The 23,965-nt window shown below is 68.5% G+C and carries 25 protein-coding genes; 8 read left to right on the top strand and 17 right to left on the bottom strand.

All coding sequences use genetic code 11. The features are described 5' to 3' along the window. Nucleotide 1: 1 nt before the first annotated feature. The 14 genes from fliF to IPG61_00695 all read right to left on the bottom strand — a co-directional run bounded on the left by fliF (nucleotide 2) and on the right by IPG61_00695 (nucleotide 14,413). The gene (fliF, locus tag IPG61_00760) at nucleotides 2–1,561 is read right to left on the bottom strand and encodes a flagellar M-ring protein FliF (GenBank protein ID MBK6732633.1); all 1,560 of its coding nucleotides are present in this window, start codon (nucleotides 1,559–1,561) and stop codon (nucleotides 2–4) included. Nucleotides 1,562–1,593: 32 nt separating this feature from the next. Next, the gene (gene fliE / locus IPG61_00755) at nucleotides 1,594–1,899 is read right to left on the bottom strand and encodes a flagellar hook-basal body complex protein FliE (protein ID MBK6732632.1); all 306 of its coding nucleotides are present in this window, start codon (nucleotides 1,897–1,899) and stop codon (nucleotides 1,594–1,596) included. A gap of 27 nt (nucleotides 1,900–1,926) precedes the next feature. Continuing rightward, complete coding sequence (gene flgC / locus IPG61_00750) at nucleotides 1,927–2,430, bottom strand: flagellar basal body rod protein FlgC (GenBank protein ID MBK6732631.1); 504 nt, start codon at nucleotides 2,428–2,430, stop codon at nucleotides 1,927–1,929. Nucleotides 2,431–2,447: 17 nt separating this feature from the next. Further along, nucleotides 2,448–2,858, bottom strand: coding sequence for a flagellar basal body rod protein FlgB (gene flgB / locus IPG61_00745; GenBank protein MBK6732630.1), 411 nt, complete (start codon nucleotides 2,856–2,858; stop codon nucleotides 2,448–2,450). A gap of 4 nt (nucleotides 2,859–2,862) precedes the next feature. After that, nucleotides 2,863–4,233, bottom strand: coding sequence for a sigma-54-dependent Fis family transcriptional regulator (locus IPG61_00740; protein MBK6732629.1), 1,371 nt, complete (start codon nucleotides 4,231–4,233; stop codon nucleotides 2,863–2,865). 29 nt (nucleotides 4,234–4,262) lie between these two features. Beyond that, entirely contained in the window at nucleotides 4,263–4,970 is a 708-nt protein-coding gene (locus IPG61_00735; protein ID MBK6732628.1) for a HAMP domain-containing histidine kinase, read from the bottom strand. Continuing rightward, nucleotides 4,967–5,365: a hypothetical protein gene (locus IPG61_00730; GenBank protein MBK6732627.1), complete on the bottom strand. Its 399-nt coding sequence runs from the start codon at nucleotides 5,363–5,365 to the stop codon at nucleotides 4,967–4,969. Before IPG61_00730 ends, IPG61_00735 begins: the two co-directional genes overlap by 4 nt. Continuing rightward, nucleotides 5,337–6,608, bottom strand: coding sequence for a hypothetical protein (locus tag IPG61_00725; protein ID MBK6732626.1), 1,272 nt, complete (start codon nucleotides 6,606–6,608; stop codon nucleotides 5,337–5,339). Before IPG61_00725 ends, IPG61_00730 begins: the two co-directional genes overlap by 29 nt. A 314-nt stretch (nucleotides 6,609–6,922) precedes the next feature. Next, nucleotides 6,923–8,377, bottom strand: coding sequence for a sigma-54-dependent Fis family transcriptional regulator (locus IPG61_00720; protein MBK6732625.1), 1,455 nt, complete (start codon nucleotides 8,375–8,377; stop codon nucleotides 6,923–6,925). Further along, nucleotides 8,374–10,644, bottom strand: a complete 2,271-nt coding sequence (locus tag IPG61_00715) for a hypothetical protein (GenBank protein ID MBK6732624.1) — start codon at nucleotides 10,642–10,644, stop codon at nucleotides 8,374–8,376. Before IPG61_00715 ends, IPG61_00720 begins: the two co-directional genes overlap by 4 nt. Before the next feature lie 142 nt (nucleotides 10,645–10,786). Continuing rightward, the gene (locus tag IPG61_00710; GenBank protein MBK6732623.1) at nucleotides 10,787–11,143 is read right to left on the bottom strand and encodes a flagellar biosynthesis anti-sigma factor FlgM; all 357 of its coding nucleotides are present in this window, start codon (nucleotides 11,141–11,143) and stop codon (nucleotides 10,787–10,789) included. Nucleotides 11,144–11,221: 78 nt separating this feature from the next. Beyond that, complete coding sequence (locus tag IPG61_00705) at nucleotides 11,222–12,271, bottom strand: glycosyltransferase (protein MBK6732622.1); 1,050 nt, start codon at nucleotides 12,269–12,271, stop codon at nucleotides 11,222–11,224. A 28-nt stretch (nucleotides 12,272–12,299) separates the two neighbouring features. Then, nucleotides 12,300–13,433: a glycosyltransferase gene (locus IPG61_00700; protein ID MBK6732621.1), complete on the bottom strand. Its 1,134-nt coding sequence runs from the start codon at nucleotides 13,431–13,433 to the stop codon at nucleotides 12,300–12,302. After that, complete coding sequence (locus tag IPG61_00695) at nucleotides 13,430–14,413, bottom strand: GNAT family N-acetyltransferase (GenBank protein MBK6732620.1); 984 nt, start codon at nucleotides 14,411–14,413, stop codon at nucleotides 13,430–13,432. Before IPG61_00695 ends, IPG61_00700 begins: the two co-directional genes overlap by 4 nt. Nucleotides 14,414–14,652: 239 nt before the next feature. Here IPG61_00695 and IPG61_00690 point away from each other — a divergent pair, with 239 nt between their 5' ends. The 8 genes from IPG61_00690 to IPG61_00655 all read left to right on the top strand — a co-directional run bounded on the left by IPG61_00690 (nucleotide 14,653) and on the right by IPG61_00655 (nucleotide 21,408). Further along, nucleotides 14,653–15,498, top strand: a complete 846-nt coding sequence (locus tag IPG61_00690) for a flagellin FliC (GenBank protein ID MBK6732619.1) — start codon at nucleotides 14,653–14,655, stop codon at nucleotides 15,496–15,498. Between the two features lie 251 nt (nucleotides 15,499–15,749). Next, complete coding sequence (locus IPG61_00685) at nucleotides 15,750–16,571, top strand: flagellin FliC (protein MBK6732618.1); 822 nt, start codon at nucleotides 15,750–15,752, stop codon at nucleotides 16,569–16,571. 152 nt (nucleotides 16,572–16,723) lie between these two features. Further along, entirely contained in the window at nucleotides 16,724–17,548 is an 825-nt protein-coding gene (locus tag IPG61_00680; protein MBK6732617.1) for a flagellin FliC, read from the top strand. Between the two features lie 299 nt (nucleotides 17,549–17,847). Next, complete coding sequence (locus tag IPG61_00675; protein MBK6732616.1) at nucleotides 17,848–18,672, top strand: flagellin FliC; 825 nt, start codon at nucleotides 17,848–17,850, stop codon at nucleotides 18,670–18,672. 67 nt (nucleotides 18,673–18,739) lie between these two features. Next, nucleotides 18,740–19,132: a flagellar protein FlaG gene (locus tag IPG61_00670; GenBank protein MBK6732615.1), complete on the top strand. Its 393-nt coding sequence runs from the start codon at nucleotides 18,740–18,742 to the stop codon at nucleotides 19,130–19,132. Between the two features lie 55 nt (nucleotides 19,133–19,187). Next, a complete protein-coding gene (gene fliD / locus IPG61_00665) occupies nucleotides 19,188–20,513 on the top strand; it encodes a flagellar filament capping protein FliD (GenBank protein ID MBK6732614.1) in 1,326 nt (441 codons plus the stop codon). A 21-nt stretch (nucleotides 20,514–20,534) separates the two neighbouring features. Further along, entirely contained in the window at nucleotides 20,535–21,062 is a 528-nt protein-coding gene (locus IPG61_00660; protein MBK6732613.1) for a flagellar protein FliS, read from the top strand. Between the two features lies 1 nt (nucleotide 21,063). Continuing rightward, nucleotides 21,064–21,408, top strand: a complete 345-nt coding sequence (locus IPG61_00655; protein ID MBK6732612.1) for a hypothetical protein — start codon at nucleotides 21,064–21,066, stop codon at nucleotides 21,406–21,408. Nucleotides 21,409–21,545: 137 nt separating this feature from the next. Here the strand turns inward: IPG61_00655 and csrA are convergent, their stop codons facing one another. Genes csrA through IPG61_00640 form a run of 3 tightly spaced genes read right to left on the bottom strand, consistent with a single transcriptional unit; the run spans nucleotide 21,546 to nucleotide 23,952 of the window. Then, complete coding sequence (gene csrA / locus IPG61_00650) at nucleotides 21,546–21,788, bottom strand: carbon storage regulator CsrA (GenBank protein MBK6732611.1); 243 nt, start codon at nucleotides 21,786–21,788, stop codon at nucleotides 21,546–21,548. 48 nt (nucleotides 21,789–21,836) lie between these two features. After that, nucleotides 21,837–22,376 carry a flagellar assembly protein FliW gene (gene fliW / locus IPG61_00645; protein MBK6732610.1) on the bottom strand — a complete coding sequence of 180 codons (540 nt, stop codon included), beginning with the start codon at nucleotides 22,374–22,376 and terminating at the stop codon, nucleotides 21,837–21,839. 43 nt (nucleotides 22,377–22,419) lie between these two features. Next, complete coding sequence (locus IPG61_00640) at nucleotides 22,420–23,952, bottom strand: hypothetical protein (GenBank protein MBK6732609.1); 1,533 nt, start codon at nucleotides 23,950–23,952, stop codon at nucleotides 22,420–22,422. Between the last annotated feature and the right edge of the window lie 13 nt (nucleotides 23,953–23,965).

Here is a 23,965-nt window from a genome sequence, read left to right as displayed (position 1 = left end):
GTCAGTTACCCACCGCTTCCCGGCTGTTGCCGGAGAGGTCGATCTCCCGGATCCAGCTCTGGATGACCTCGGCCACCCGCTCCGGATTGTCCGCCGCGTAGTCCCGGATATCGCCCATGACCTGGTCGTTCAGGTCGGGGATACCGTCGAAGTGCTCGAGTTCCTCGGCCGGCACTGCCGGCGCACCGCGGGCCGGAGTACCGGCGCGGGCCGCGGCGACCGCCGCCTTGCCGCCGGTCGCCTCGCCGCCGGTCACCAGCTTGCCCAGGGTGCGGCGCACGCTCAGCGCCATGACCAGGAGCATGACCACCAGCAGCACCTTGCCGCCGTACTCGGTCACCAGGCCCATCCAGTCGGTGAGCGGCGTGGCGCCGGCGGGCTCTTCCATCTGCCGGAACTGCATGTTGACGACCTCGATCTGGTCGCCGCGCATGGCGTTCAGGCCCACCGCGGTCTGCACGATGCGCCGCAGCTGGCCCAGCTCGTCCTCGGTCAGCGGGGTGTACGTCGGCTCACCCTCGCCGCCGGGTGCGGGCTCGTAGTGCCCATCGACGAACACCGAGACCGACAGGGTGCTGATGCCGCCCGTCTGCCCCACGATGTGTTCGACTGTCCGGTTGATCTCGTAGTTGGTCGTGCTGTTCTCGGTGGTGCCGCCGGTCGACGGGTCGACTTCCTCGTTCCGGACCTCGCTGCGGACCACGGTCGAGGCCGGGTCGTAGATCTCGCGCTCGCGCGTGATCTTCTCGAAGTTCAGGGTGGCATCCACGCGCACGATGGAGCGGCCGGCGCCCAGCACCTTGTCCAGCATCGAGCCGGCCTTCTCGGTCAGGTAGTCCTCGACGTCCTTTCGCAGCGCCAGCTGGGTCTCGGAGCGCCCGGTCTCCTCGTCGGACACGGCGGCCGAGAGCACCTTGCCGGTCTGGTCGATGACGGCCACCGATTCGACGGCCATGTTCTCGACGCTGCCGGCGACCAGCGCCTGGATGCCGGCGATCTGCGCCTCGTTGAGCTTGGCCCCGCGGCCGAGCCGCAGGACGACGCTGGCGGTGGCGCCGGGATCGTTCTTCTTGAAGATCGAAGGCTGCGGCAGCACCAGGTGCACGCGCGCCGACTGGATGCCCTGGAAGGTCTCGATGGACTTGGTCAGCTCGCCCTCGAGGGCGCGCTTGAAGTTGACGTTCTGCAGGAACTCGGTCAGCCCGTACTGCTTGCCGTCGAAGATCTCGAAGCCGATCGGGCCGTTGGAGACGACGCCCTTGCCGGCCAGCTCGATGCGCAGGCGCGCGACCATGCTCTCGGGCACGAGGATGGTGCCCCCGCCGTTCTTCAGCTCGGTCGGGATGTCCTGCTTGGCCAGTTCCTCGAGCGCGGCGGCCGCATCCTCGGGGCTCAGGTTGGAATACAGGACGGCCTTGTCTTCCTTTTGCAGCCACAGGCTGAAAACGGCGACGCTGATGATGCCGGCGACCGCGACGACACCCAGCAGGGCCTTCTGGTTGAACGAAAGTTCACCAAGCCTGGCCTTAAGGTTGTCAGTCAGCTGCTTGAATCCGTCCACGCCTTTACCTCGGCTCCGTCATGGGCTAGCGGTCAAACCTGCGTCCGCATGATCTCCTGATACGATTCCAGGAGCTTGTTGCGGACCTCCAACAGCAACTCGAAGGCCAACTGCGACTCGCGGGCCGCGATCATCACGTCATGGGTCTCGGTGACCCGTCCGCTGATCATTCCGTCCAGCGTGTCGTTGCTGACCTGCTGGAGGCTGTCCACCTTCTCGAGGGCCTTCAGGAACTGCTCCTGGAAGCCGCCGCCACCGGTCGCCGGGGCCACGGGGACCGCCCCGTGCGCGGCCCTCGGGTCGATGGAGCCCAGTGCCTTGATCGTGTCCACAGCCATCGGGAACCCCCTTTGCGCGGCCTGCCGCTAGATCTTCAGCGCGTCGCTGAACATGTCCTTGGACGACTGGACGGCGCTGACGTTGGCCTCGTAGGCCCGGCTCGCCGTGATCATGTCCACCATCTCGGTGATCGGGTTCACGTTGGGCATCAGCACGTAGCCGCCCTCGTCGGCATCCGGATGCCCCGGATCGTAGATCACCCGGAACTCGGAGGCGTCGGGCGCCACGGACACCTCGGCGCCGATCCCGCCGCCGGGCAGCTCGGCCCTGCCCACCGTCTCGAGCATGTGCGCGGGGTGGGTGCGCGACAGCCGGCTGTCCTCGTCGCGGCCGAGCAGGGTCTCGTGCGTCTTGACCTTCTCGCCGAGCACTTCCTCGAACACCGCGCGCTGGCGCCGGTAGGGCGTGCCCTCCGCCGTCTGCGTGGTCTCGGCGTTGGCCAGGTTCCTGGCCACGACGTCCATCTTCATGCGCTGGCCGCGCAGGCCCGAGGCGCTGATGCGGATGGCCCCGAAAAGTCCGTTGCTCATGGCTTCTCCTTACCCGCCTAGGTCATTCGCCCGCGGATGGCGCCGCGCAGCGTGTTGTAGCGTCCGCTGAGCAGCCTCGTGGCCAGGCGGTAGCTCAGGTCGTTGGTCGCCAGGTTCGTCATCTCGCCGTCGATGTCGACGTTGTTGATCCCGTTGTCGAAGTCGGTGCCGGCATCGACGACCTCTTCCTGCATTTCGGACGGATTCGTCGCCCCGATCTGCATGTGGTCCGGGTGCGTCGTGTATCCGCGCAGGCGCATCTGTTCGGAGGACAGCATCTCCTCGAACTTGACCTTCTGTGCGCGGTAGCCGCCCGTCTCGACGTTGGCCACGTTCTGGACGGTGACCTCATGCCGCTTGGCGTAGACATCCAACGCCTTCTTCAGCATGTCGAGATGGTCGTTCTTGAAGAAGCCGGTCTTGATCATGGCCTCAACCCGGGATCTCGACGCCGAGGTCCGTGTAGATGTTCAGCTTGTTGCGCAGGGTCCGGACACTGATGCCCAGTTCCTGCGCGGCCTTCGTGCGGTTGCCGCGCGTCGTCTGCAGCTTCCGCAGGATCAGTTCGCGCTCCATGTCCCTCAGGGTGAGGTCGCCGCCCAGCTCGCGACCCTTCTCGGTGGCGTCCATCTCCTCCGACAGGCCCAGGATCTCGCGGTCGAGCTCGGGCCCGGTGCAGAGGATCACGGCGCGCTCGATCACGTTCTGCAGCTGGCGGACGTTGCCGGGCCAGTCCATCGCCACGAGGCAGCGCATCGCCGGTTCGGAGATCGGCAGCAGCGACCGCCCGTTCTCGGCGCAGAACACCTGGCAGAAGTGCGTGGCCAGCATCGGGATGTCGTCCTTCCGCAGGCGCAGGGGGACGATCCGCAGCGGGATGACATTGAGGCGGAAGTACAGATCCTCGCGGAACGTGCGGGCCTTGATTTCGTCCTTCAGGTTGCGGTTGCTGGTCGCGATGATCCGCACGTCGGTCTTCGTGGCATACTTGGCGCCCAGGCGCATGATCTCGCGTTCCTGGAGCACACGGAGCAGCTTGGCCTGCATGGCGAACGGCATCTCGCTGATCTCGTCGAGCAGCAGCGTTCCGCCGTCCGCGAGCTCGAACTTGCCCTTGCGGGCCGACACGGCGCCGGTGAAGGCGCCACGCTCGTAGCCGAACAGTTCCGACTCCAGCAGGGTCTCCGGGATCGCTGCACAGTTGATGCGGATGAACGGCCCGTCGCGGCGCGAACCGGAGTCGTGGATGGCGCGGGCGACCACTTCCTTGCCCGTGCCGCTCTCGCCCTGCAGGAGCACGGTGCCCCGTGCATCGGAGATCATCGCGATCTTTTCGCGCAGCTGCATGATGGCGACGTTGTTGCCGAGCAGGCCGTGCGTTTCCTGGCGGGCCGAGACGGTGGTGCGCAGCGTCCGGTTCTCGGTGCGGAGCTGCTCGAACTCGAAGGCGCGGTTCAGGACGTGGTCCAGCTGGTCGAGCCCGAAGGGCTTCGTCAGGTAGTCGATGGCGCCGCGACGGGTCGCTTCCACCGCCTGCGCGATGGAGCCGAACGCGGTCATCATCACGACGAGCGGGCGGTAGTCCAGCTGCGCGTTGATGTCTTCCAGCAGCTCGAGGCCGCCGCGGCCCGGCATCTGGACGTCGGAAAGGACCAGGTCGAAACGCTGCTTCTTCAACTCGGCCAGGGCCGCGGCGCCGTTGTTGGCCGTCCGCACCTGGAAGCGGCTTCCGAGCGAGGAGCCCAGGAAGTCCCGCATCGTCTGTTCGTCGTCGACTACCAGCAGGTTGCGCTTGTTCGCCATCGCTGTGCCTTTCCTCCCTGAAACCGGGCTCAGCCCGTGATTTCGGCCACTTCCAGCGTGACCGCCGTTCCTTCGCCCGGCGCGCTCACCAGCGTCCACGCCAGGCCGTACATTTCGAGCAGGGTCTGCACCCTCGTCAGGCCGACCCCGAGGTGGCCGTCCTTCGTCGTCACGAACGGGTCGCAGGCCTGCGGCAGCAGGTGCGGGTCGATGCCCGGCCCGTTGTCGCGCAGCCGCAGGGCCAGGCGCCCCGTGGGCTCGCGCATCGCCGTCACCTCGACCCGGGCGGGGCCCGGCTGCCCCTCGACGCCCTCGACGCTGTTGAGCAGCAGTTCCGTGAGCACCAGGCAGAGGTCGCCTTTCGGCAACAGCAGGCTGGCCCGGGGCACGCGGCCGCACAGCACCTGCAGGCCGCGGCAGCGGCTCTCGCAGACGCGGAAGACGTCATCGAGCAGGCCCGGCAGGTCGACGCCGCGATCGGGATTCCCCTTCGGGGCCGTGAGGTCGTGCACGGACCGGTAGATGGCCTCCATGCGCTCCACTTCGCGGATGATCTTCTCGGCCCAGCCGGCGCTCTTGGCCGTGTCCTGGTCCGGCGTCGCGATCAGGCTGGCGTAGCCCTTGATGCCGCAGAGGCTGTTGCTCGTCTTGTGCAGGTACGAACGCAACAGGCGTTCGGCTCCCGGAGCCGCCGGTGACACGATCGCCTCGCTGCGTTCCTGCAGCGCCGCGTTCAAGACACACCCGTCGCGGCGAAGAGTTCACGGTCGTTGGCTTCCTCACAGGCGATGATGCCCTCGATCAGCCCTCCCACGCGATCCAGCGCGGCCCGCAGCCTGGCCCGACCGCTGGGCGACATGGCGGCGCGGCGGCTCTCCCACTCGCGCTTGGAGCCGACTTCGCCCCGCTCGAGGCGGGCGATGAGGTCCAGGCAGCCGCGCTTCTGTTCCAGCAGGCGGCGGATCTCGCTGAACGGCGCTCCCTGGCGAACGGCTTCGCCCTGGCGCTGGGACAGTTCGAGCACACGCGTGTACACGCGGGCCTCCTCCTCGTACAGGCTCAGCAACCGCCCGAGCAGTTCGCTTTCCCCCGGCGGCGGCAGGTCAATGCCCGTAGTGCGCGGCAGCTCCATAGCGCTCCCCTTCGGAAAGCAGTCGTTCCAGCTGCGCGGCGATGTCCGCCATGGCGCAGGCATGTTCGGCCCAGGCGCCCTTGGCCTCCGCCTGGCAGATCTCGCGATATCCCGCCGCGGCTTCGCCGTAACGGTTGGCCACGAAGGCCAGGCCCGCGGACTGCAGCCGTCCCCAGTCCCGCAACGCGGGAACCCCGCTGTCGGCTAGGCGGCGGTAGCGCAGTTCGGCCTCGTCGCGGGCGCCTTCGAGCAGCATCAGGTCGGCGTACGCGGTCAGCACCCAGCCGCGCTCGCGCGGGCCCAGTGCGCGTTCCCGGCCGCCCATGTCCAGCAGCCGCCTGATCTCGGCCAGGCATTCGCCGCGGCGCTCGAGCCACGACAGGGCGTAGGCGCGCCAGAAGGTCACGCGGACATCGGCCGACAGCTCCGGCGCCGCGGTGCGATCGACGAACCAGCCGAGCGTGGCCCCGTCCTGGCGGCTCAGCAGCCAGCGCATGGCCAGCACGAACTCGCCTTCGCGTCCGTCCAGGTCCGGTGCGGACATCGTCGAAGCGATGGCGAGGCCCGCGGCCGCCGTGTCGCGGGCGCAGATCGCCGCGGCCAGCGACTCGCGGCCCGTCTCGCGCCGGAAGTGGCCCTCGGCGTCCTGTGCCGCCGCCCGGCCGTACCAGGCCAGGGCCTGTTCGTATTCGCTCAGGTTCAGGTAGTTGCGCGCATTGGCGAGAGCCAGCAGGGGCGATCCCGAGCCGCCGGTGCCATGGCTGCTGCCGTGGGCGTTTCCGTGCTGGTCCTTCTTCGCGCCGGGGGCGCCTTCGAGCTGGGTAACGGCCTTGGCGATGGCCAGGTGGCGGTATGGCTTCGCCGAAGTCTCGCTGTGCGGCGCGGCGTCGTGCGGATAAAGCAGGCCGCCTTCGGCGTGCCCGGCCGCCGCCCCGGCGACGGAGTGCTCCAGGGCCTGGAGCCAGCGCGTCCACGCATCGCCGGTGCCGGGCTCGTACGCCTCCTCCGTGGCGGCGTGATCCGTCGTCAGCTCCGCCGCCTCGCCGTGCAGGCCGGCATCGTCTGCAGCTGCGTCGTCGTGCCCGGCTGCGGCGGCCGGTCCGGCCGCGTGCTCACCGGCAGCGGTGACCGGCGCCGCATGGGGGTCTGACGCCGCCGTCCGCGACGGCAGGGCGCCGAGCGCCAGCACGATGGCCATCGCGATGGTCGTCGGGGCCGCAATGATGGTGGTCCAGCTGCGCATGGTTCCCTTTTCCCGGTGGTGGCAGATTTGTCCCTGCAGAGGCGCTGAGCGCAAACGGTGTGCCGGGAGGGGGAAACGAGGCAAAACGTGCCGGGCCCGGGAGGAGGTTCAATCCGTCATGGGCGTGACGGCCTGGAACTCATTACCTGACAGCAACATGGGGGCATCGATGAAAGTGGCTTCGAGGCCTCTCGCAGATATGCGGCGCGCACGCCCGGGACGAGAGCGATGGCAAGGCGATGGGCGGGACACTGCGGGTGGACAGCGGCAGGCAGGGGCTGGCCGAACACTGGCCAGCCCCCGTGCCGGGTTGGTCAGCCCTCGGCTTCGGCCGACTTGAGGTCCGGACCCTCATCGACCTCGCCGTACTGGCGCAGCTTCTCGCGCAGCGTCTGGCGGCTGATGCCGAGGATCCGCGCGGCCTTCGACTTGTTGTTGTCGGTCATCTCGAGCGTATAGAGGATCTGGGAGCGCTCCACCTCGGCCAGCGGCTGCAGGCCGGTCAGGCCGGTGCCTCCGGAGACCCGGCCGGCCGCCCGGGGATTGCGACCGTTGAGCACGTGCGCCGGGAAGTGGGATTCGGACAGGCGCTCGGGTTCCTCCAGGATCATGATGCGCTTGAGCACGTTCTTCAGTTCGCGCACGTTGCCGGGCCACGGATAGCGCTGCAGCGTCTCCAGCAGGCCGGCGTCGATCGGCTCGGTCCGCAGGCCCAGCTGGGCGTTGAGCTCGCGCAGGAACCCGTTGACGAGGATCTCCAGGTCCTGGGGCCGCTCGCGCAGGGGCGGCACGTCGATCTCGACGACCTGCAGGCGGTAGTAGAGGTCGTTGCGGAAGGTGCCGGCCTCGATGGCTTCGCTCAGTCGACGGTTGGTGGCCGCCACGATGCGCGCCCGCACCTCGTAGTCGTCCTTGCCGCCGACCCGGCGACAGCGGCGGTTCTCCAGCACCCGCAGCAGGCGGCTCTGCAGCAGGATGCCCATCTCGCCGATCTCGTCGAGGAAGATCGTGCCGGCGCCCGCCAGCTCGAACAACCCCTCCTTCGCCGTCTTGGCGTCGGTGAAGGCGCCCTTGGCGTGACCGAACAGTTCGCTTTCGAGGAGCGTCTCGGGCACCGCCGCGCAGTTGATTTCCATGAAGCGCTCGGTGCGCGCAGTCGTCACCTCATGGATGGCGCGGGCCACGATCTCCTTGCCCGAACCCGACTCGCCGCCGATCAGGATCGACGTGTCGTTGCCGCTGCGGCTCTGCCCGATCTTCTCGAGCACGCGGGCCACCTTCTCCAGGCCGGGGCAGGCCTTGATCATGCGCATGTACTGGCCGTCCGGGCCGGCAGCGGCGACGGCCGCAGCGGGCGCCGGAGCGACGGCCACATCGTGCGCCTCCACCATGCCGGTCGGCTCGGCGGTGGCGCGCAGGGCCGCGCGCACCTGCTTGCGGAGCATCGTCAGCTTGAACGGCTTGGCGATGAAGTCGTAGGCGCCCAGGCGCATGGCGCTGACCGCGGTGTCGACGTCACCGTAGGCCGTCATCATGATCACCGGTGTCTGGCGTCCCTGGTTGCGCAGCGCCTGCAGGATCTCCAGGCCGCTGACTCCCGGCAACTTGAGGTCGGTGACGACCAGGTCGTAGGCGGTGGCGTGGCAGCGCGCGAGCGCTTCCTCGCCCGACTCGGCGGCGTCGGTCTCGTAGCCGTCCGCCGCCAGGGCTTCCAGCAGCGAGGCGCGGATGGTCGCCTCGTCATCGACGATCAGGATCCTGGGGTTCATGAGGCCTCCTCTTGCTTCTGTCGCAGCGCGGCGGACGCGTCCGCCGGCAGGATCACACGGAAAACGGTAAGTCCGTCAAGCCGCTCGGCGCGGATGTCGCCGCCGTGTGCATTGACGACCTTCTGGCACAGCGAAAGCCCGAGCCCGGTGCCAGAGCTCTTGGTGGTGTAGAAAGGCTGGAACAGGCGGGCGGCGTCACCGTCGCGGAAGCCGGGGCCGTTGTCGCGCACCTCGACCGACAGGCCCGCGCCCCAGCGATGGCCGCCCGAGCGCACGTCCGGCAGGTCGCAGCGTTCGTGGCGCGCCAGGGCCAGGGTCACCTGGCCACCGGCCGGCGCGGCATCGATCGCATTGAGGAGCAGGTTCAGCAGCACCTGCTTGAGCTGGCCGGCGTCGGCAGTCAGGGTGTATGCGGCATCCGGATCCGCGGCGCCACCGGCGTCGAGCAGCAGCGATACCGAAACCGCACCCGCGCGCGGTCGCACCAGGTCCAGCGCGTCGCGCGCCGCTTCCCAGAGTGCGCAGGGAGCCAGCGCGGGTTCGTAGGGGCGCACATAGTTCAACATCCGCGTGATGGTCTCGTTGATGCGCTCCACCTCACGTGTGATCACGTCGAGGTATCGCCCGCGCGGATCGCCTTCGGGCAACTGGGCCGCGAGCAGCTCGGCCTGCGCGCTGAGGCCGGCCAGCGGGTTGCGGATCTCGTGCGCCAGCGTCGCCGACATCTCGACCAGTGACTGCAGGCGGCCGGTGCGCAAACGTTCCGCCTCGAGGCGCCGTGCCGGGCGCAGGTCCTCGGCCACGACCACCAGCCACTTCTCGCCGGGCAGGCGACCGGGCATGAACGAGGTCTGCAGCTGCACCGGGATGCCGGCGCCGTCGTCGCGGCGGATCTCGCCCTCGCCCTGGTAGGCGCCTTCGGGCGCCGCGCGCAGCGTGGCGAGCGCAGGCCCCGCCGCGTTCAGGGCCAGGCGCGCGTCGAGGAACAGTTCCGGCAGGCCCGCGGCCGGCGGCCCGGCATGGCCGCGACCGCGGCCGACGCGGAAGAGCGCATCGTCGGGCGACGTCTCCTCCACCGCCTGGCCGGTGAGCATCTCCTGCCCGGCGCGGTTGCAGTAGACCGTGCGGCCCGTCTCATCCGTCACCCAGATGGCGCTGCTGAGAGTCTGCAGCACCCGGGCATTGAAGGCGCCGACCTCGCGAACGCGGTCGGAGTGCTGCGCGCCGGCGATCTCCTCTGCCAGCACCAGGCGCACCGCCTGCAGGAACGGCAGGTAGCGGCGCGAGACGGCCTCGCGTGTCTCGGGGCTCACGAACAGGAGCAGCAGGTAGCCGAGGCGCACGTCCTGATGCTCGAGCGGCAGGGCGATCAACCGCTGGCCGGCGGCGTCGCCGGGCGAGCGCCCCGGTTCCACGCGGAAGATGCCCGGCGCCAGGATGCTCTCGGTGACCGCCGCGTCGACCTGGTCCTGCAGGTTCACGAGCACCTTGTCCCACGCGCTCTCGTTCCATTGCCAGGTCTGTCGCGGCGAGTAGGCGCCGCCGGCCGCAGCCCGCAGCACCAGAGCCGCGCCGCCGGCGCCGACAAAAGCGGTCAGGCTGCGCAGGATCTCGCGCAGCACCTCGTCCCAGTTGCTGGCCGCGCTCAACTCGCGACCGAAGCGGTAGAGCAGAGACAACTCGGCCATCGCTTCGCTCAATTGCCGATTGGCCGTCTGCAGGCTGTCGCGCGCCTGCAGCAACTCGGCCGGGCTCTCCTCGGGATCCCCCAGCTCGCGCTGCAGCTGGCGCAGCGTTTCGCGCGTGCGCCCGGAGGAGGCGAGCAGCAGGCGTCCGCGGTGGCGGCGTTCGATCTGCTTCTCGGCGCGGATGAGCATGTTGACCCAGTCGGCGCGCGCCACCGGCACCGCCAGGGCGTCGAAGAGTCCGGCGCGGAAGAACTCGACGAGTTGCATGGCCGGCAGGTCGCCGTGCAGCAGCACCGGCAGCAGCGGTGCGCGCAGCGAAGTGACGTCGTCGAGCCATGTGGTCAGCCGGCCGGCGCCGTCATGACCGGCGAAGGCGTCCTGGTGAATGATCAGCAGGCGGGAGAGTGACGTCTCGCGCTCGACCGCAGCGCGCACCCACGCGAGGGCCCGGGCCGGGTCGTGGTGAACGGCGCCGCCGTCGCCGGCCACGGCGGCGTCGGCCGTCCAGCCGACGGGGCCGAGCCAGACCGCATCAGCGGGCCAGGGCCTCGGAAGATCGAAAAGCTTGCCGTCGATCATCGAGGGGCAGCCGTCCGGTTGGGGTGGTGCGATCCGTCGCGGCTGCAACTGTAAAGTTATTTACCATCCCATGCAACAAGAAAAGGGACCCCGCGAACGGGGTCCCTCCCACTGGGAAACGGCGCCTGATGGGCGCTTCGGACTAGAGCTTCTCGATGCCGTCGAAGACGCCGCCGAGCCGTCCCGCCACCACCTGGCGTACCTCCAGCGCGTTGTAGAACCCGCTGACCAGTCGCTCGCGGGCGGCCGTGACCTTTTCCGGCCGCACGTCGGGCAACTGGGCGATGGCGTCGCGGCCGGCGTCGACCACGTGCTTCAAGTCCACCAGGCGGCGCGCCGCCTCGCTGATATCGGCCTTGTCGGCCGTAGCCGCAGCCGGCAGGTCGGCGCTGGTAGCGGGCGTCCCTGTCGGCTTGGTCTCGTCACGAGCCGTGCCGCGAAGCCGGTCCAGGAGTCCCCGACTCTGCAGGGGCGAACTGTTGATCTTGTCCATACCCATTGCGAACCTGCCTGGTTGACCGGATGGATGTCGGCGTCGTCGTGCTCGTGCCGGTCTGATTGCAAGCCGGATGCCCGTTCAGGAGCAGGCGGCTTCCTGCTTCCCGTTATCGGCCGCTGGCACTTGGACTTGAGCAGTCAGAGCGGCCAACCGCGGATCCAGCGGGAACAGCCGGGACCACTGGGCCAGCGCCTCCTGCGCCCCGTCCTGATCACCTGTCAGCCATCTGACCCGGATGAGATCCACCCAGCCGTCCGTCAGGTCGGGCCGTGCGGTGACGGCGGCCGCGCAATGTTCCCTGGCCGACGCCCGGCGGCCTGCGGCCAGTTCGAGCCGCCCCAGGAGCCGATGCGCGTCGGCCGCGCGCGGACCACCGGGGGCCTCGGCGACCAGGCATTCCAGGAGACGCCGGGCGAGTTCCGGCTGCCGTTCGGAGACCAGCTGCTCCGCAAGTTCGTACCGCGCGCGCGGGTCATGGGGGTCGTCGGCCAGCTTCAGCCGCAGCAGGCGGCTGTTCCGCAGCAACCTGGCCTGCTGCACGGCGCCCTGGTCCCGGTGTCCGTGATGGTGGACCGGGATCTCGACCGTGGTCAGCGAGAGTCCCTGAACCAGAAGGCTGGGCTCCACCGTCTCGTGGATGCGTCCCTCGTAGCGCGCCTGCGGGCCGGCCGGAAACAGGCGCACCTGGTGCGCGATGATAAACCCCGCCGCGCCGGCGGCCTCACCTGCGGTGGCCGGCGTCAACGGCCGCCAGCCCGGCAGCCCGGGCTCGTCGGCATAGTTCCACTGCGGCAGGATGATGCCGCCCGGCGCCGATCCGGCGACCACGGTGCGCAGCGTCGCCTGGTCCGCGAGCGCGATATGTTCGTCGGCGTCGAGGACGAGGACCCACTTCCCGCGGCACCGGGCCAGGGCTTCGTTGCGCGCGGCGCTGAAATCGTCGCGCCAGGCCACCGTCGCCACGCGGGCTCCCAGGGACGCGGCCACACGGACCGAGGCGTCCGTCGAGCCCGTGTCCACGACCACGGTCTCGTCATATAGTCCACGGTGGGCGCCGAGCAGCCGGGGCAGGTTGGCCGCCTCGTTGCGGACGATGACCGCCAGGCTGATCAGGGGTCGATCGGTCATGCTCACTCCCGGGCCGGTCGGGTCCCGTTCATTCGCGGTCAGGGGTCTCCCCGGTCGCCGTGCGCAGGCGGTCGCGCACGCCCGCCAGTTCGGGCCAGCCCGGGCAGCGCGCGACCACCCGGTCGGCCAGTTCACGTGCGGCCACGAGTTGGCCGGTGCGCGCCAGGGCCAGCAATTCCTCGCGATCCAGCAGCGGCTCGTCGTTCCCGCAGGAGCGGCGTGCCTCGGCCAGGGCCGCGAACACTTCGCGCCACCGCTCCTGGCCCGCCAGCAGGCGCAGCCATTCGAGCCACCCGAACAGGAATGTCGGGTCGTCGCGCACCACGGCCCCAAGCAAGTCCCCTGCCGCCGCCAGGTCCCCAGCCTCGCGCCGCAGGCGGCCGAGCAGGAAGCGGCCCCGCGCCACGGGCCGCAGGTGGCCCGGGCCGGCGGCGAGCCGGGTCAGTTCGGTGTCCGCCGCCTCGATGCGCCCGCGCTCCAGCAGTGCGCTCGCATACTCCAGTCGCGCGGACCAGTCGGCGGGATCATCTCCCAGCTTGGCGGCCGCCAGTTTCTCGTAGAGTTCGCGCCGCTGTTCGTCGACGGCTGCGCTCCGCACGTAGCCGTAGTGGTGGACCGGGATTCCCAGCGCCTCGACGCGCAACCCGATCGCCTGGCATGCGGGCAGCACCGACTCGTGGATGCGGCCCCGGAAGCGGAGATCGTCACGACGCGGGAACAGGCCGACCCGGCGCGCCAGGAAATAGCCCGTGCAACTCCCCTCCTCCGCCGGATACCGGCCCTGGACCGGCCGCCACTCGAGGTGCGAGCGCTGGTTGCAGTAGTTGATGGTGTCCTGCAGCCAGGCTCGATCGGCCGCAGCGGCCGCCGCGGCGCGCAGCGCGGCGAAGTCGCGGGTGGCGATGCGCTCGTCGGCATCCAGGACCAGGATCCAGTCGCCGCCGGCCTGCTGCAGCCCGAAGTTGCGCGGCGCCGAGAAGTCGTCCAGCCACGGTTGCCTGAAGACGCGGGCGCCGGCCTCGGCCGCCCGCTCCGGCGTCCCATCGGCCGAGCCCGTGTCGACCACCACGGCCTCGTCCCACAGGCCGGCATGGTGCGCGAAGAAACCGGGCAGGAGGTCGGCGGCGTCGCGAACGATCATCACCAGCGAGAGCAGGCTCATGCGGAATCGAACCCCCAGACGGCGATCCCCAGCGGACCGGGTTCGACGATGCCGTCAACGTTGACACCGCCCAGCCAGGCGCGCGGGTCGGTGTCGGACGCGGGCGCAATCCGTCCCGCTGCCGCAAGCTTCTGTCGCAGGAGGTCCGGGCGCGTGACCGCCCAGCACGCCGAGGGCAGTGCCACCGGCGCCGACCCGGCGGCCTCGAGTTGCGCCAGAAGCGCCGTGCCGCAGGACGGCACCAGCACCGTGGAGGCCCAGCCGCGTTCGCAGGCCCGGCCGAGCAGGGCCAGCACCAGGCCAGGCTCACCGCTCCACTCGGTGACATAGTCGGGAAAATCGGCGCCCTTCCCGCAGAAGACCGCCGCCCTGACCTGCCCCGCGGCAACCGCCACCAGCCCGCGCGTGCCCGGCATGCCGTACAGGCGCCCGGCATCGCCGGGCCGGCGCAGCGTGCGCCACGGGTGGTCCGCGTAGAGCGCTGCGGTTGCCGGCGCATCGGCGGGCTCCCAGTCGCGGATCACGACCGGCGGCGGCGGCGGCGGCAGGGTGGCCGTTTCCAGGCCGGCATGCCATTCCCAGCCGGCCGGCGTGAAGCCCCGCCCGGCATAAATTTCCGGCTGATCGGTCCAAAGTGCCGCGAGCGGCACCTCCTGCCGCTGCAGCAGCGCGACCGCCGACGCCTGCAGTCGCGAACTCAGGCCGCGGCCGCGGCAATCGGGCCGCGTGACGACGCTGCCGACGACGCCGACCACGATCTCGCCGCAACCGGTTGCAAATGGGCGCACTAGAACCGAGAGGCCGCCGGCCAGGCGCCCCTCCCCGTCCACCGCCCCGAGCATCCAGGGCAGGTTGTCGAGCCCCAGGGCGAGCGGGAAATCGTCCCACGGACGGGTGGTGGCATGCGGTGGCCTGATCTCTGCATCGACGAGGGCAAGGTAATCGGCATGCTGCGCAACGGTGAGGCCGGCGATCTCCATGGGGGCTCCCGGACTGCGGGTCTGCTGGCGCCGGCCCGCTGACAACGGGTCCTGCTGGACGACACCGGGACAGACTACGGTCACGCCGAACCGACGGGCAAGCAGCATTTGGCCAGGGCACTCTCCGGGGTGTCGCGCGGCCAGGGCGCAGCGGAACGGGGCGCGGCGGATCCAAGTGGCATTCCAGTCCACGGATCCGGATCCGCCAGACCACAGAGCTAGTCACGGAGGAAGAAGGCATGGGACTCAGAGTCAATACCAACGTCGCGTCGCTGAATGCTCAGCGGCACCTGTATGACACGACGACCCGCTTCTCGAAGTCGATGGAGCGCCTGAGCTCGGGCCTGCGCATCAATCGCTCCGGTGACGACGCAGCCGGCCTGGCCATCAGCGAGAGCCTCAAGTCCGACATCCGCGCGTTGCAGCAGGCCTCGCGCAACGCTGCCGACGGCATCTCGCTGGTGCAGACGGCGGAAGGCTCGCTGGACGAAGTCAACAGCATCCTGCTGCGCCTGCGCGAACTGGCGGAACAGGCCGCGACCGAAACCCTCGGCGAGGACGAGCGCGTCTACCTGAACAACGAGTTCCAGGAGCTGCTCGACGAGATCAACCGCATCAGCCTGACCGCGGAGTTCAACGGCATCAAGCTGCTGGACGGGACCGTGCAGACGCTGGAAGTGCAGGTCGGCATCGGCACCGACGCGGCGACGAGCGCCGTGTCCATCGACCTCAACCAGGCGATGAGCGCCCAGGCGCTGGACCTCACGGCCGGCATCACCAGCATCACCGGCACCAACGGCGATGCTGCCCGCGGCGCGATCGGCCTGATCACCGAAGCGACGGGCGTCGTCAGCTCGATGCGCGCCAACTTCGGCGCCGCGCAGAACCGCTTCGAGACGTCGATCCGCAACATCGGCATGACGGCGGAAAACCTCGCCGCCGCCAACAGCCGTATCCGCGACGTCGACGTGGCACTGGAGACATCGACGATGACCAGCCTGCAGATCCTGCAGCAGGCCGGCGTCTCGATCCTGGCGCAGGCGAACATGACCTCGCAGCTGGCGCTCAACCTGCTGCAGGGCTAGATCCGGCAGGGCGCTTTCCGCCCTTCCACCGGTCGACGGCGACCGTCCGCATCGCGCGGGCGGTCGCCATTTGTTTTTCTGCAAATCAACGCTCAAGTCGCCCTCCCCCGCCGACGATACCCCTCCTGTCACGCGAGGATGGTCGGGCCGCGAAAGGATTCGCAGCACGCACCCGGAGCGGGACAGACATCCGGCCCCACCGGGCGCCGGCAACCAAGTACCCAGCGTTTTCAAGGAGGAAAACCATGGGCATCCGGATCAACACGAACGTTCCCTCGATCAACACCCGCCGCCACCTGTCGAACTCGACCAACGCCTTCAACAAGTCGATGGAGAAGCTGAGCTCCGGCCTGCGCATCAACCGCGCCGGCGACGACGCCGCCGGTCTGGCCATCAGCGAAAACCTGAAGTCGGACATCCGCGCGCTGAACCAGGCCGCCCGCAACGCTGCCGACGGCATCTCCCTGATCCAGACCGCGGAAGGTTCGCTCGACGAGGTCAGCAACATCCTGCTGCGCATGAAGGAACTGGCCGAGCAGGCGCTGAACGGCACCCTGTCGGACACCGACCGCGGGTACCTGAACGCCGAATTCGACGCGCTGAAGGGCGAAATCAACCGCATCAGCGACAGCGTCGACTTCAACGGCGTCAAGCTGCTGGACGGCAGCGGAACTTCCGTGGCCATCCAGGTCGGCATCGGCACCTCGGGGAGCGACAGCGTGGCCGTCGACCTGACGACCGACGTCGACACCACGGGCCTGGGCCTCGCTGCCGCCGTCGACACGGCCAGCAATGCCGGATCGGCCATGGACCAGATCGATGATGCGATCTCGCTCGTCGTCAGCTCGCGCGGCGGCTTCGGCGCGGTCCAGAACCGGCTCGAGAGCTCGATCCGCAACATCAACATGATGGCCGAGAACCTCTCTGCTGCGAACAGCCGCATCCGCGACGTGGATGTGGCCTACGAGACGTCGAACATGACGTCGTACCAGATCCTGCAGCAGGCCGGCGTGGCCATGCTGGCGCAGGCCAACATGACCAGCGGCCTGGCGATGAACCTGCTCGGCGGTTAGCACGCGGCCCGGGCCGGCGGCGCTGCGGCACCGCCTGCCCACCGCGCGCCCAACGCCGGTGTTTGATACGGTCCGGCGGCAGGTATGCCGGGCCGGTTCCTGAAAGGCGGGCACGGAAGCCCGTCAGGCACTCTCAAGGAGGAATTGGAATCATGGGTATCCGCATCAACACGAACGTGTCGTCGATCAACACCCGTCGGCACCTGGCGAACTCGACCAACGCTTTCAACAAGTCGATGGAAAAGCTCAGCTCGGGTCTGCGCATCAACCGCGCCGGCGACGACGCGGCCGGCCTGGCCATCAGCGAAAACCTGAAGTCGGACATCCGGGCCCTGGACCAGGCCGCCCGGAACGCCGCCGACGGCATCTCGCTGATCCAGACGGCGGAAGGCTCGCTGGACGAAGTGTCGAACATCCTGCTGCGCATGAAGGAACTGGCCGAGCAGTCCCTGAACGGCACCCTGTCCGACACCGACCGTGGCTACCTGAACGCGGAATTCAGCGCGCTGAGCGGCGAAATCGACCGTATCAGCGACGGCGTCGATTTCAACGGCGTCAAGCTGCTGGACGGTTCGGGCGGCACGGTGGCGATCCAGGTCGGCATCGGCACCTCGGGCAGCGACAGCGTGTCGGTGGATCTGGGCGACGACCTGGATGCCACGGGCCTGGGCCTGAGCGCCACCATCGACAGCGCTTCGGGAGCCGGCACCGCCATGGATGAGATCGATGACGCGATCTCGACCGTGGTCAGCGCCCGCGGCGACTTCGGCGCCATCCAGAACCGGTTGGAGAGCTCGATCCGCAACATCAACATGACGTCGGAGAATCTCTCCGCCGCCAACAGCCGGATCCGCGACGTTGACGTGGCCCACGAGACCTCGTCGCTGACGTCGTACCAGATCCTGCAGCAGGCCGGCGTGGCCATGCTGGCGCAGGCCAACATGACGACCGGCCTGGCGATGAACCTGCTCGGCTAGGCGGGCAGCGGCACGGCGGTCTTTCCGACCGCTGACGGGCGGAGTGCTTTCGGGCACCCCGCCCGTTTTTCGTGACCGTCGTGGCCACAAACGTCGGAGACCCGGACGAAACCTGATAATTCCAATAAATGTCAAAAAAGAACGCTAAAGGTCAAAGCGTGCGTTGCCGATAAATTTCGTACCGGACGACAAATGGAGGTCGCCGGCGCCCGAAGACTCTCCCAGGCACAATCCGGTGAATCCGGGCCTGCGGAATCTGAGGGCAAGGACGTCCAGAACGCATTTCATGGAGGAATGTCATGGGAATCCGCATCAACACCAACATCAGCTCCCTCAACACCCAGCGCCACCTGTCCAAGAGCTCCACCGAGTTCCAGAAGTCGATGGAGAAGCTGAGCTCCGGTCTGCGCATCAACCGCGCCGGTGACGACGCGGCCGGCCTGGCCATCAGCGAAGGCTTGAAGTCGGACATCCGGGCCCTCGACCAGGCTTCCCGCAACGCTGCCGACGGCATCTCGCTGGTGCAGACGGCGGAAGGCGCCCTGGACGAGGTCAGCAGCATCCTGCTGCGCATGAAGGAACTGGCCGAGCAGTCCCTCAACGGCACGCTGTCGGACACCGACCGCGGCTACCTGAACGCTGAATTCAGCGCTCTGAGCAGCGAAATCGACCGTATCAGCGACGGCGTGGACTTCAACGGCGTCAAGCTGCTCGACGGCAGCGGCGGCTCCGTTGCCATCCAGGTCGGCATCGGCACCTCCGGCAGCGACAGTGTCGCCGTCGACCTGGGCGATGACCTGGACGCCACCGGCCTGGGCCTCGCGGCCACGATCGACAGCGCTTCCGGCGCCACGACGGCCATGGACGAGATCGACGGCGCCATCTCGACGGTGACCAGCTCGCGTTCGGACTTCGGCGCGGTGCAGAACCGGCTGGAGAGCTCGATCCGCAACATCAACATGACCTCGGAGAACCTGGCGGCCGCCAACAGCCGTATCCGTGACGTGGACATCGCGAAGGAGACCTCGCGCATGACCTCGTACCAGATCCTGCAGCAGGCGGGCGTCTCGATGCTGGCGCAGGCCAACATGAGCAGCGGCCTGGCGATGTCGCTGCTGGGCTAGTCCGGAACGGGGCCCCGCTGCGGCGGGGCCCCACCCCCCCTTGGGGGACGGCACAAGGAGAGGTGCCATGAACACCATCCAGTCCACCCAGAGTGCTTCGACCGTCAGGCCGGGGACCAGAGCCGAGACAGCACCCGCCGGGGAAGCCGCCACGCAGCCGGCTGCCCGCACGGGTGCCGAGGAATCAACGGCCACGGACCGCGAACAGGCTGCCGGTATCCCGGCCTACGATCCCGAAGCCGCCCGCGAGTATGTGCACCAGGTGCAGGAAGCCCTGCAGAAACTGGTGCCGGAGCCCCATTCCATCACGTTCCGGCAGGACGAGGCCACCCACGGCTTCGTCATCGAGGTCCGTAATCCGGACGGTTCGGTTATCCGTCAATATCCCCCGGAAAAACTGCTAAACCTCCGCCGCAATCTGGACGAACTGTCCGGTATGGTCATCGACGAGATGACCTGACGGAGCGCAGGCGGGTCGACGGATCGACTAGCTGTCTGAAACCGGGGAGCCGATCATGTCGTCAGTCTCGTTTTCCGGCCTGGCAACCGGGTTGAATACCGATTCCATCATCTCCCAGCTGGTGGAAATCAAGCGCGCCCCGATCTACCGCCTGCAGAAGGACAAGAAGTCCTACCAGGACCAGATCAGTTCCCTGGCCACCCTGAAGACCAAGCTCCTGGCGGTGCAGACGGCCGCCCGCAAGCTCGACACCGCGAGCGAGTTCTCGTCGGCGAAGGCCACCTCCAGCCTGGCGGAAGCGCTGACGGCGACCGCCTCCGGCAGCGCGGCGCCCGGCGAGTACGACATCGTCGTCAAGACCCTGGCCACGGCGCAGAAGCTGCAGTCGCAGGCCTACGCCAGCAAGCTGGACAACGTCGGCGCCGGCACGCTCTCGATCACCATGGGCGGCGAGACGAAGTCTTTGACGCTGGTCGGCGTCAACACCATCGAGGGCCTGGCCGGTCTCATCAACGACAACTTCGAGGGCGTGTCGGCCTCGGTCATCAATACCGGCGCCGCCACCAACCCCTACCGCCTGGTCGTCAACGGCAGCGAGGCCGGCACCGCCAACGCCTTCACCCTTGACCTGTCGGGGCTGAGTGGCGGCGTCGTGCCGACCATGACCACGGTGAAGACAGCGGGCGATGCCTCGCTCGTCATCGATGACATCGAAGTCACCGCGACCAGCAACAATCCGAGCGATGTCATCAGCGGGCTGACGCTCAACCTGCTCGAAGCCAGCACCACCCAGCACATCACGATCAGTGTTGCTCGCGACACCGACGGCATCAGTGCCAAGATCAAGGGCATGGTCGACGCCTACAACGACCTCTACACCTACCTCGACAAGCAGACCGGCGCCGAAGGCTCGCTGCGCGGGAATTCCGCGGCGCGCACGGTCGACAGCCGCATGACGAGCCTCATCGGCTCGTCGCTGGAAGGCGGGCTGGGCAGCATCACGCGCCTCTCGGAGATGGGGATCACCCGCGGCGAGGACGGGACCCTCCAGTTCGACGATGCTGAGTTCAAGGACGTCCTGGCCGAGCAGTTCGGCAACGTGCGCGACTTCTTCATCAGCCGCGAGGGGAACGTCGGCAAGGCCTACATGCTGGACCAGGCCATCAAGAACATGACCAGCAGCACCGAGGGCCTGTTCAAGATCTCCACCGACTCGCTGAACAAGCGCATCAAGTACACGGACGACAGCATCAGCCGCTATGAGCGCAGCATCGAGTCGTACCAGACCACGATGCAGCGTCGCTTCACGGCCATGGAGCAGATGGTCTCGCAGCTCCAGGCGCAGGGCAACCAACTCAGCAGCATCGTCTACCAGTCGTAAGCAGCGGGAAGGCAAAACCACATGTACGGGAATCAGGGTGTGCGGCGGTATCGGGAGACGGACCTGGGGACGATGACCCGGGAACGCATGGTCGTGCTGCTCTACGAGAAGTCGATCTCCGACCTCGAGGAAGCGTTGCGCTGCCTGGAGACGGGCGATCGCAGCGGATTCACGAAGAAGGTCAACCACTCGCAGCGCATCGTGGCCGAGTTGCGCGGCGCACTCGACCATGCGACCGGTGGCGACATCGCCCGCAATCTCGAGGCGATCTACGACTTCATCTTCCGGGAGCACCTGAGCCTGCTGGTCGACCGCGACGCCCGGCGCGCGCGCTCCTGCATCGATGTGCTCACGCCGCTGCTCGAGGCCTGGCGCCAGATCCCCAACGGGACAGCCGAAGCCGCGGCGCGCGACCGCGCCCGGGGACCGGCTGGCGCGGATCCTGCAACCGTCCCGAAGGCCGGCGAGGCGCCTGCGGCTGCCGCTCCCCGTCCTGCCACGCCCGAAGCCCCGGGTGTGCGGCCGAACCTCCTGTCCGTATCGGCGTGAGATGAGCCTGGAAGCCTGCCTGACCCTGAATGAAGAGCTCACCGAGGCGCTGCGCCAGGCCCTCGCCGGCGGCGACGAGGCCGCGTGCGAGGACCTGCTGCGGCAGCGCGCCCTGGCCCTGACGGAACTCGACGGCGCCCTGCGGGCCGGCGGGCAGGCGCGCCGGACCGCCCTGCAGCCCCGCCTGCAGGCGCTGGCCGATGCCGATCGCACGCTGCGCCTGGCGGCGGAAACCGCCCTGGCCCAGGCCGGGGACGCTTTCCGTGCCCATTGCGGCGGGACCGGTAGCGGCCCTGCAGCGCCTGATCGGGCTCCTGAACCGGCGTGCGTGGACCTCCGGGCCTGATCCGGCGCCGACGGCCGCCCTGGCCCCCGAGCCGCGACAACGTCGACTTTCCCGGAAACGACAGAACTCCCCGGAAACGACGAAACTCCCCGCGTGGGGAGTTTCCTTCGTTGGCGACAGCATGGCGGGCGCCGGTCCTATTTGTCCCCGTCCGCCTTGCGCGCCCGGCGGCGCATCGCCTCGAGGTCGACCTTCTCGGAGGCCGCGGCCCCCAGGGTCGTGCTCTTGATCTCCTCGTAGATCTCGTGCCGATGCACGGGGATGCTCCGGGGGGCGTCAATCCCGATCTGGACCTGATCCCCACGGATATCGACAATCATGATCGCGATGTCATCGCCGATCATGATCTTCTCGTTGCGCTTGCGACTGAGGATGAGCACGGGACCTCCCTGTCCTGTTTCGAGTCGGCTCGGACGGGCGACGCCGACTCAGGCCCCGACCTTCTCGGTCGCCCCGGCGGTCATCCGCAGGGCGCCCAAGGTAGCCGGCACCGTCTGGCCGGCATTTTCCGGGGTCTGCCCGGTTACGGCAAGCTCAAATTTACAGTAGTCGATCTCCTGGCGCAGGCTCCACCGGGGGTCGTCCAGGGTCAACTGCAGTCCCTGCCGGGTCTCGGTGTCGATCACCAGCGGGGCCATCAGGTTGCCGGTCACCAGGACGCCGCCCGGGTGGATCGTCGTGATGATGAGCACCGTCAGGTTCGCCGGCTGGGTGTTCCCCAGTTTCCGGCACGACGCCGCGGGCACGTCGAATTCGTAGTCGTCCTGGAAGAGCCAGGCATGGCTGACGGGCACGCCGAAGTCGCTGCGGTCGATCGACTGCAGCCACTTCATGGGGATGTCGTCGCCCATCTCCAGCAGGAGCCAGTTGCGCAGCTGCGGCATGCCGACCAACCCGTCCGGCAGGTGAATCACGTCCTGCTGCTGGTAGTCCAGCTCCCCGAACCGCACTGTCTTGAACTTCGGCATCTGAGGCTCCTTGTGATCGCGGCGCGGCGCGCCGCCTCCCCGTCTAACGCAGGAACTGCATCAGGTTCGTCTGGTAGAGCTTGCTGGCCACCAGCAGGCTCGCCTGGTACGTCGTCTCCGCGCGGCTGAGATCGGCCGCGACCTTCGCCACATCCACGTCCAGCTCCAGCGAGAGGTTCGAGCGCAGGCGCTCGTCCCGCTGGCGGAGGACGCCCTCCGACCAATCGAGGTCGTTCTGCCGGCCACCGGTCTTCATGAGCAAACGCTGGACCATGTCCTCCAGCGAAGAGAGTTCGTTGGCGGCGCCACGGATGGCATCCTTGTCGCCGGCCAGCAGGGCGGCCTTCAGGTCCTCGAGCATGCCGAACAGGCGGACCGGGCCGCCTTCACCGGCAATGCCGAGCACCGATGCCGTATTCGTGCCGTCGGCGCTCGTGACCTGGAACGCATCCGGGCTGCCGCTCACGATCAGGAGCGATGAATCGCGGATCTGCAGTTCCATACCCGGCACGGCGGCGGCGAATGTGGTCCGGAGGTCGCCCAGCGTCACCGCGGCACTCAGGTCCACCGGATAGGTGGTGCCCTGCCAGGCCACGTTGATGACGCCGAGCGGCAGCTTGCCGGTGAATGCGGCCACATCGGTCAGGAGGGTCGCATCCGTGGCCGCAGGGCGCACATCGCGGCCCGCCATCGTGTTGGCGGATGAACGCACATTGATGCCCAGCGAGGCCGCCGTGCCGCCGTTTCCGACCTCGCCGATGAACAGCGGACCCGTACCGCTGAAGGTGAAGCCGGAACCGTCCGCACTGATCGACGCCGTCACGGCACCGCCGGTTCCCGTCGTGATGGCCGCGGCAATATCGCCGGCCGTGGCCGCCGCCCCGAGATCCACCTGCCACAGGTTGCCGGCGCCGTCGCTGATCGAGACGCTGCCCCGCACCCAGCCCTGGCCGAGGTTGATGTCGGAAAGGGCGGTCCCGGCCTGCAGGCGCGGTGCCACGTCGACACGTCCGCCCAGGGTGGCGCTCTGGGAACCGATGAAGACATCGCCCGGCAGGTTGACCGCCATCGTCGAGTTGGGCCCCGTGCGGGAAGAGATCTCGCCGGAGTCGCCCTGGTAGACGACGGAATCGCCGCTGCGCACGAACGGAGGCGTATAGACCTGGCGCCCCGAGAAGATGTAGTTGCCCTCGACGTTGGTGTTGAGCACGTCGAGCAGGCGGTTCATGAGGTTGTCCACCTCGACGGCCGCCGTCCGGTTGGAGGCGAGCGCCGACGACTCGCGCAGGGCCAGCACCCGGGTGTCGGAAAGGACCTCGCTGACGCTCTGCAGCGCGACATCGGTGGCGTCGACGATGATCCGGTTGCGCGACACGTTGGACATGTACTCTTCGTTGTTGGCGATGAGGGCGTTGTAGCGCTGCACCGTGCCGACAGCTCGCGGGTCGTCGGCAAAGGAGTTGATGCGCCGCATGGAACCGGCCATGCGCTGCTGGTCCAGCATGTTGCCGAGACTGCGGTTCAGGTCGGTCAGCAGGATCGACGCCATGTAGCTGTCGGTGATGCGCATGCTCATCGCGTGTCGCCTC

Source organism: bacterium (genome assembly GCA_016703265.1).
Lineage (GTDB): Bacteria > Krumholzibacteriota > Krumholzibacteriia > LZORAL124-64-63 > LZORAL124-64-63 > CAINDZ01.
This window is presented reverse-complemented; position numbering and strand designations above follow the sequence as displayed.

Excerpts from the sequence above, each read along its gene's own strand:
- IPG61_00705 (MBK6732622.1), bottom strand. The coding sequence starts at position 12,271 with ATGACCGATCGACCCCTGATCAGCCTGGCGGTCATCGTCCGCAACGAG.
- IPG61_00730 (MBK6732627.1), bottom strand. The coding sequence starts at position 5,365 with ATGGAGCTGCCGCGCACTACGGGCATTGACCTGCCGCCGCCGGGGGAA.
- IPG61_00700 (MBK6732621.1), bottom strand. The coding sequence starts at position 13,433 with ATGAGCCTGCTCTCGCTGGTGATGATCGTTCGCGACGCCGCCGACCTC.
- IPG61_00680 (MBK6732617.1), top strand. The coding sequence starts at position 16,724 with ATGGGTATCCGCATCAACACGAACGTGTCGTCGATCAACACCCGTCGG.
- IPG61_00690 (MBK6732619.1), top strand. The coding sequence starts at position 14,653 with ATGGGACTCAGAGTCAATACCAACGTCGCGTCGCTGAATGCTCAGCGG.
- IPG61_00715 (MBK6732624.1), bottom strand. The coding sequence starts at position 10,644 with ATGATCGACGGCAAGCTTTTCGATCTTCCGAGGCCCTGGCCCGCTGAT.
- IPG61_00655 (MBK6732612.1), top strand. The coding sequence starts at position 21,064 with ATGAGCCTGGAAGCCTGCCTGACCCTGAATGAAGAGCTCACCGAGGCG.
- fliE (MBK6732632.1), bottom strand. The coding sequence starts at position 1,899 with ATGGCTGTGGACACGATCAAGGCACTGGGCTCCATCGACCCGAGGGCC.
- IPG61_00710 (MBK6732623.1), bottom strand. The coding sequence starts at position 11,143 with ATGGGTATGGACAAGATCAACAGTTCGCCCCTGCAGAGTCGGGGACTC.
- flgB (MBK6732630.1), bottom strand. The coding sequence starts at position 2,858 with ATGATCAAGACCGGCTTCTTCAAGAACGACCATCTCGACATGCTGAAG.
- IPG61_00640 (MBK6732609.1), bottom strand. The coding sequence starts at position 23,952 with ATGAGCATGCGCATCACCGACAGCTACATGGCGTCGATCCTGCTGACC.
- IPG61_00740 (MBK6732629.1), bottom strand. The coding sequence starts at position 4,233 with ATGGCGAACAAGCGCAACCTGCTGGTAGTCGACGACGAACAGACGATG.
- IPG61_00725 (MBK6732626.1), bottom strand. The coding sequence starts at position 6,608 with ATGCGCAGCTGGACCACCATCATTGCGGCCCCGACGACCATCGCGATG.
- fliW (MBK6732610.1), bottom strand. The coding sequence starts at position 22,376 with ATGCCGAAGTTCAAGACAGTGCGGTTCGGGGAGCTGGACTACCAGCAG.
- IPG61_00660 (MBK6732613.1), top strand. The coding sequence starts at position 20,535 with ATGTACGGGAATCAGGGTGTGCGGCGGTATCGGGAGACGGACCTGGGG.
- flgC (MBK6732631.1), bottom strand. The coding sequence starts at position 2,430 with ATGAGCAACGGACTTTTCGGGGCCATCCGCATCAGCGCCTCGGGCCTG.
- IPG61_00720 (MBK6732625.1), bottom strand. The coding sequence starts at position 8,377 with ATGAACCCCAGGATCCTGATCGTCGATGACGAGGCGACCATCCGCGCC.
- fliD (MBK6732614.1), top strand. The coding sequence starts at position 19,188 with ATGTCGTCAGTCTCGTTTTCCGGCCTGGCAACCGGGTTGAATACCGAT.
- IPG61_00675 (MBK6732616.1), top strand. The coding sequence starts at position 17,848 with ATGGGAATCCGCATCAACACCAACATCAGCTCCCTCAACACCCAGCGC.
- IPG61_00670 (MBK6732615.1), top strand. The coding sequence starts at position 18,740 with ATGAACACCATCCAGTCCACCCAGAGTGCTTCGACCGTCAGGCCGGGG.
- IPG61_00695 (MBK6732620.1), bottom strand. The coding sequence starts at position 14,413 with ATGGAGATCGCCGGCCTCACCGTTGCGCAGCATGCCGATTACCTTGCC.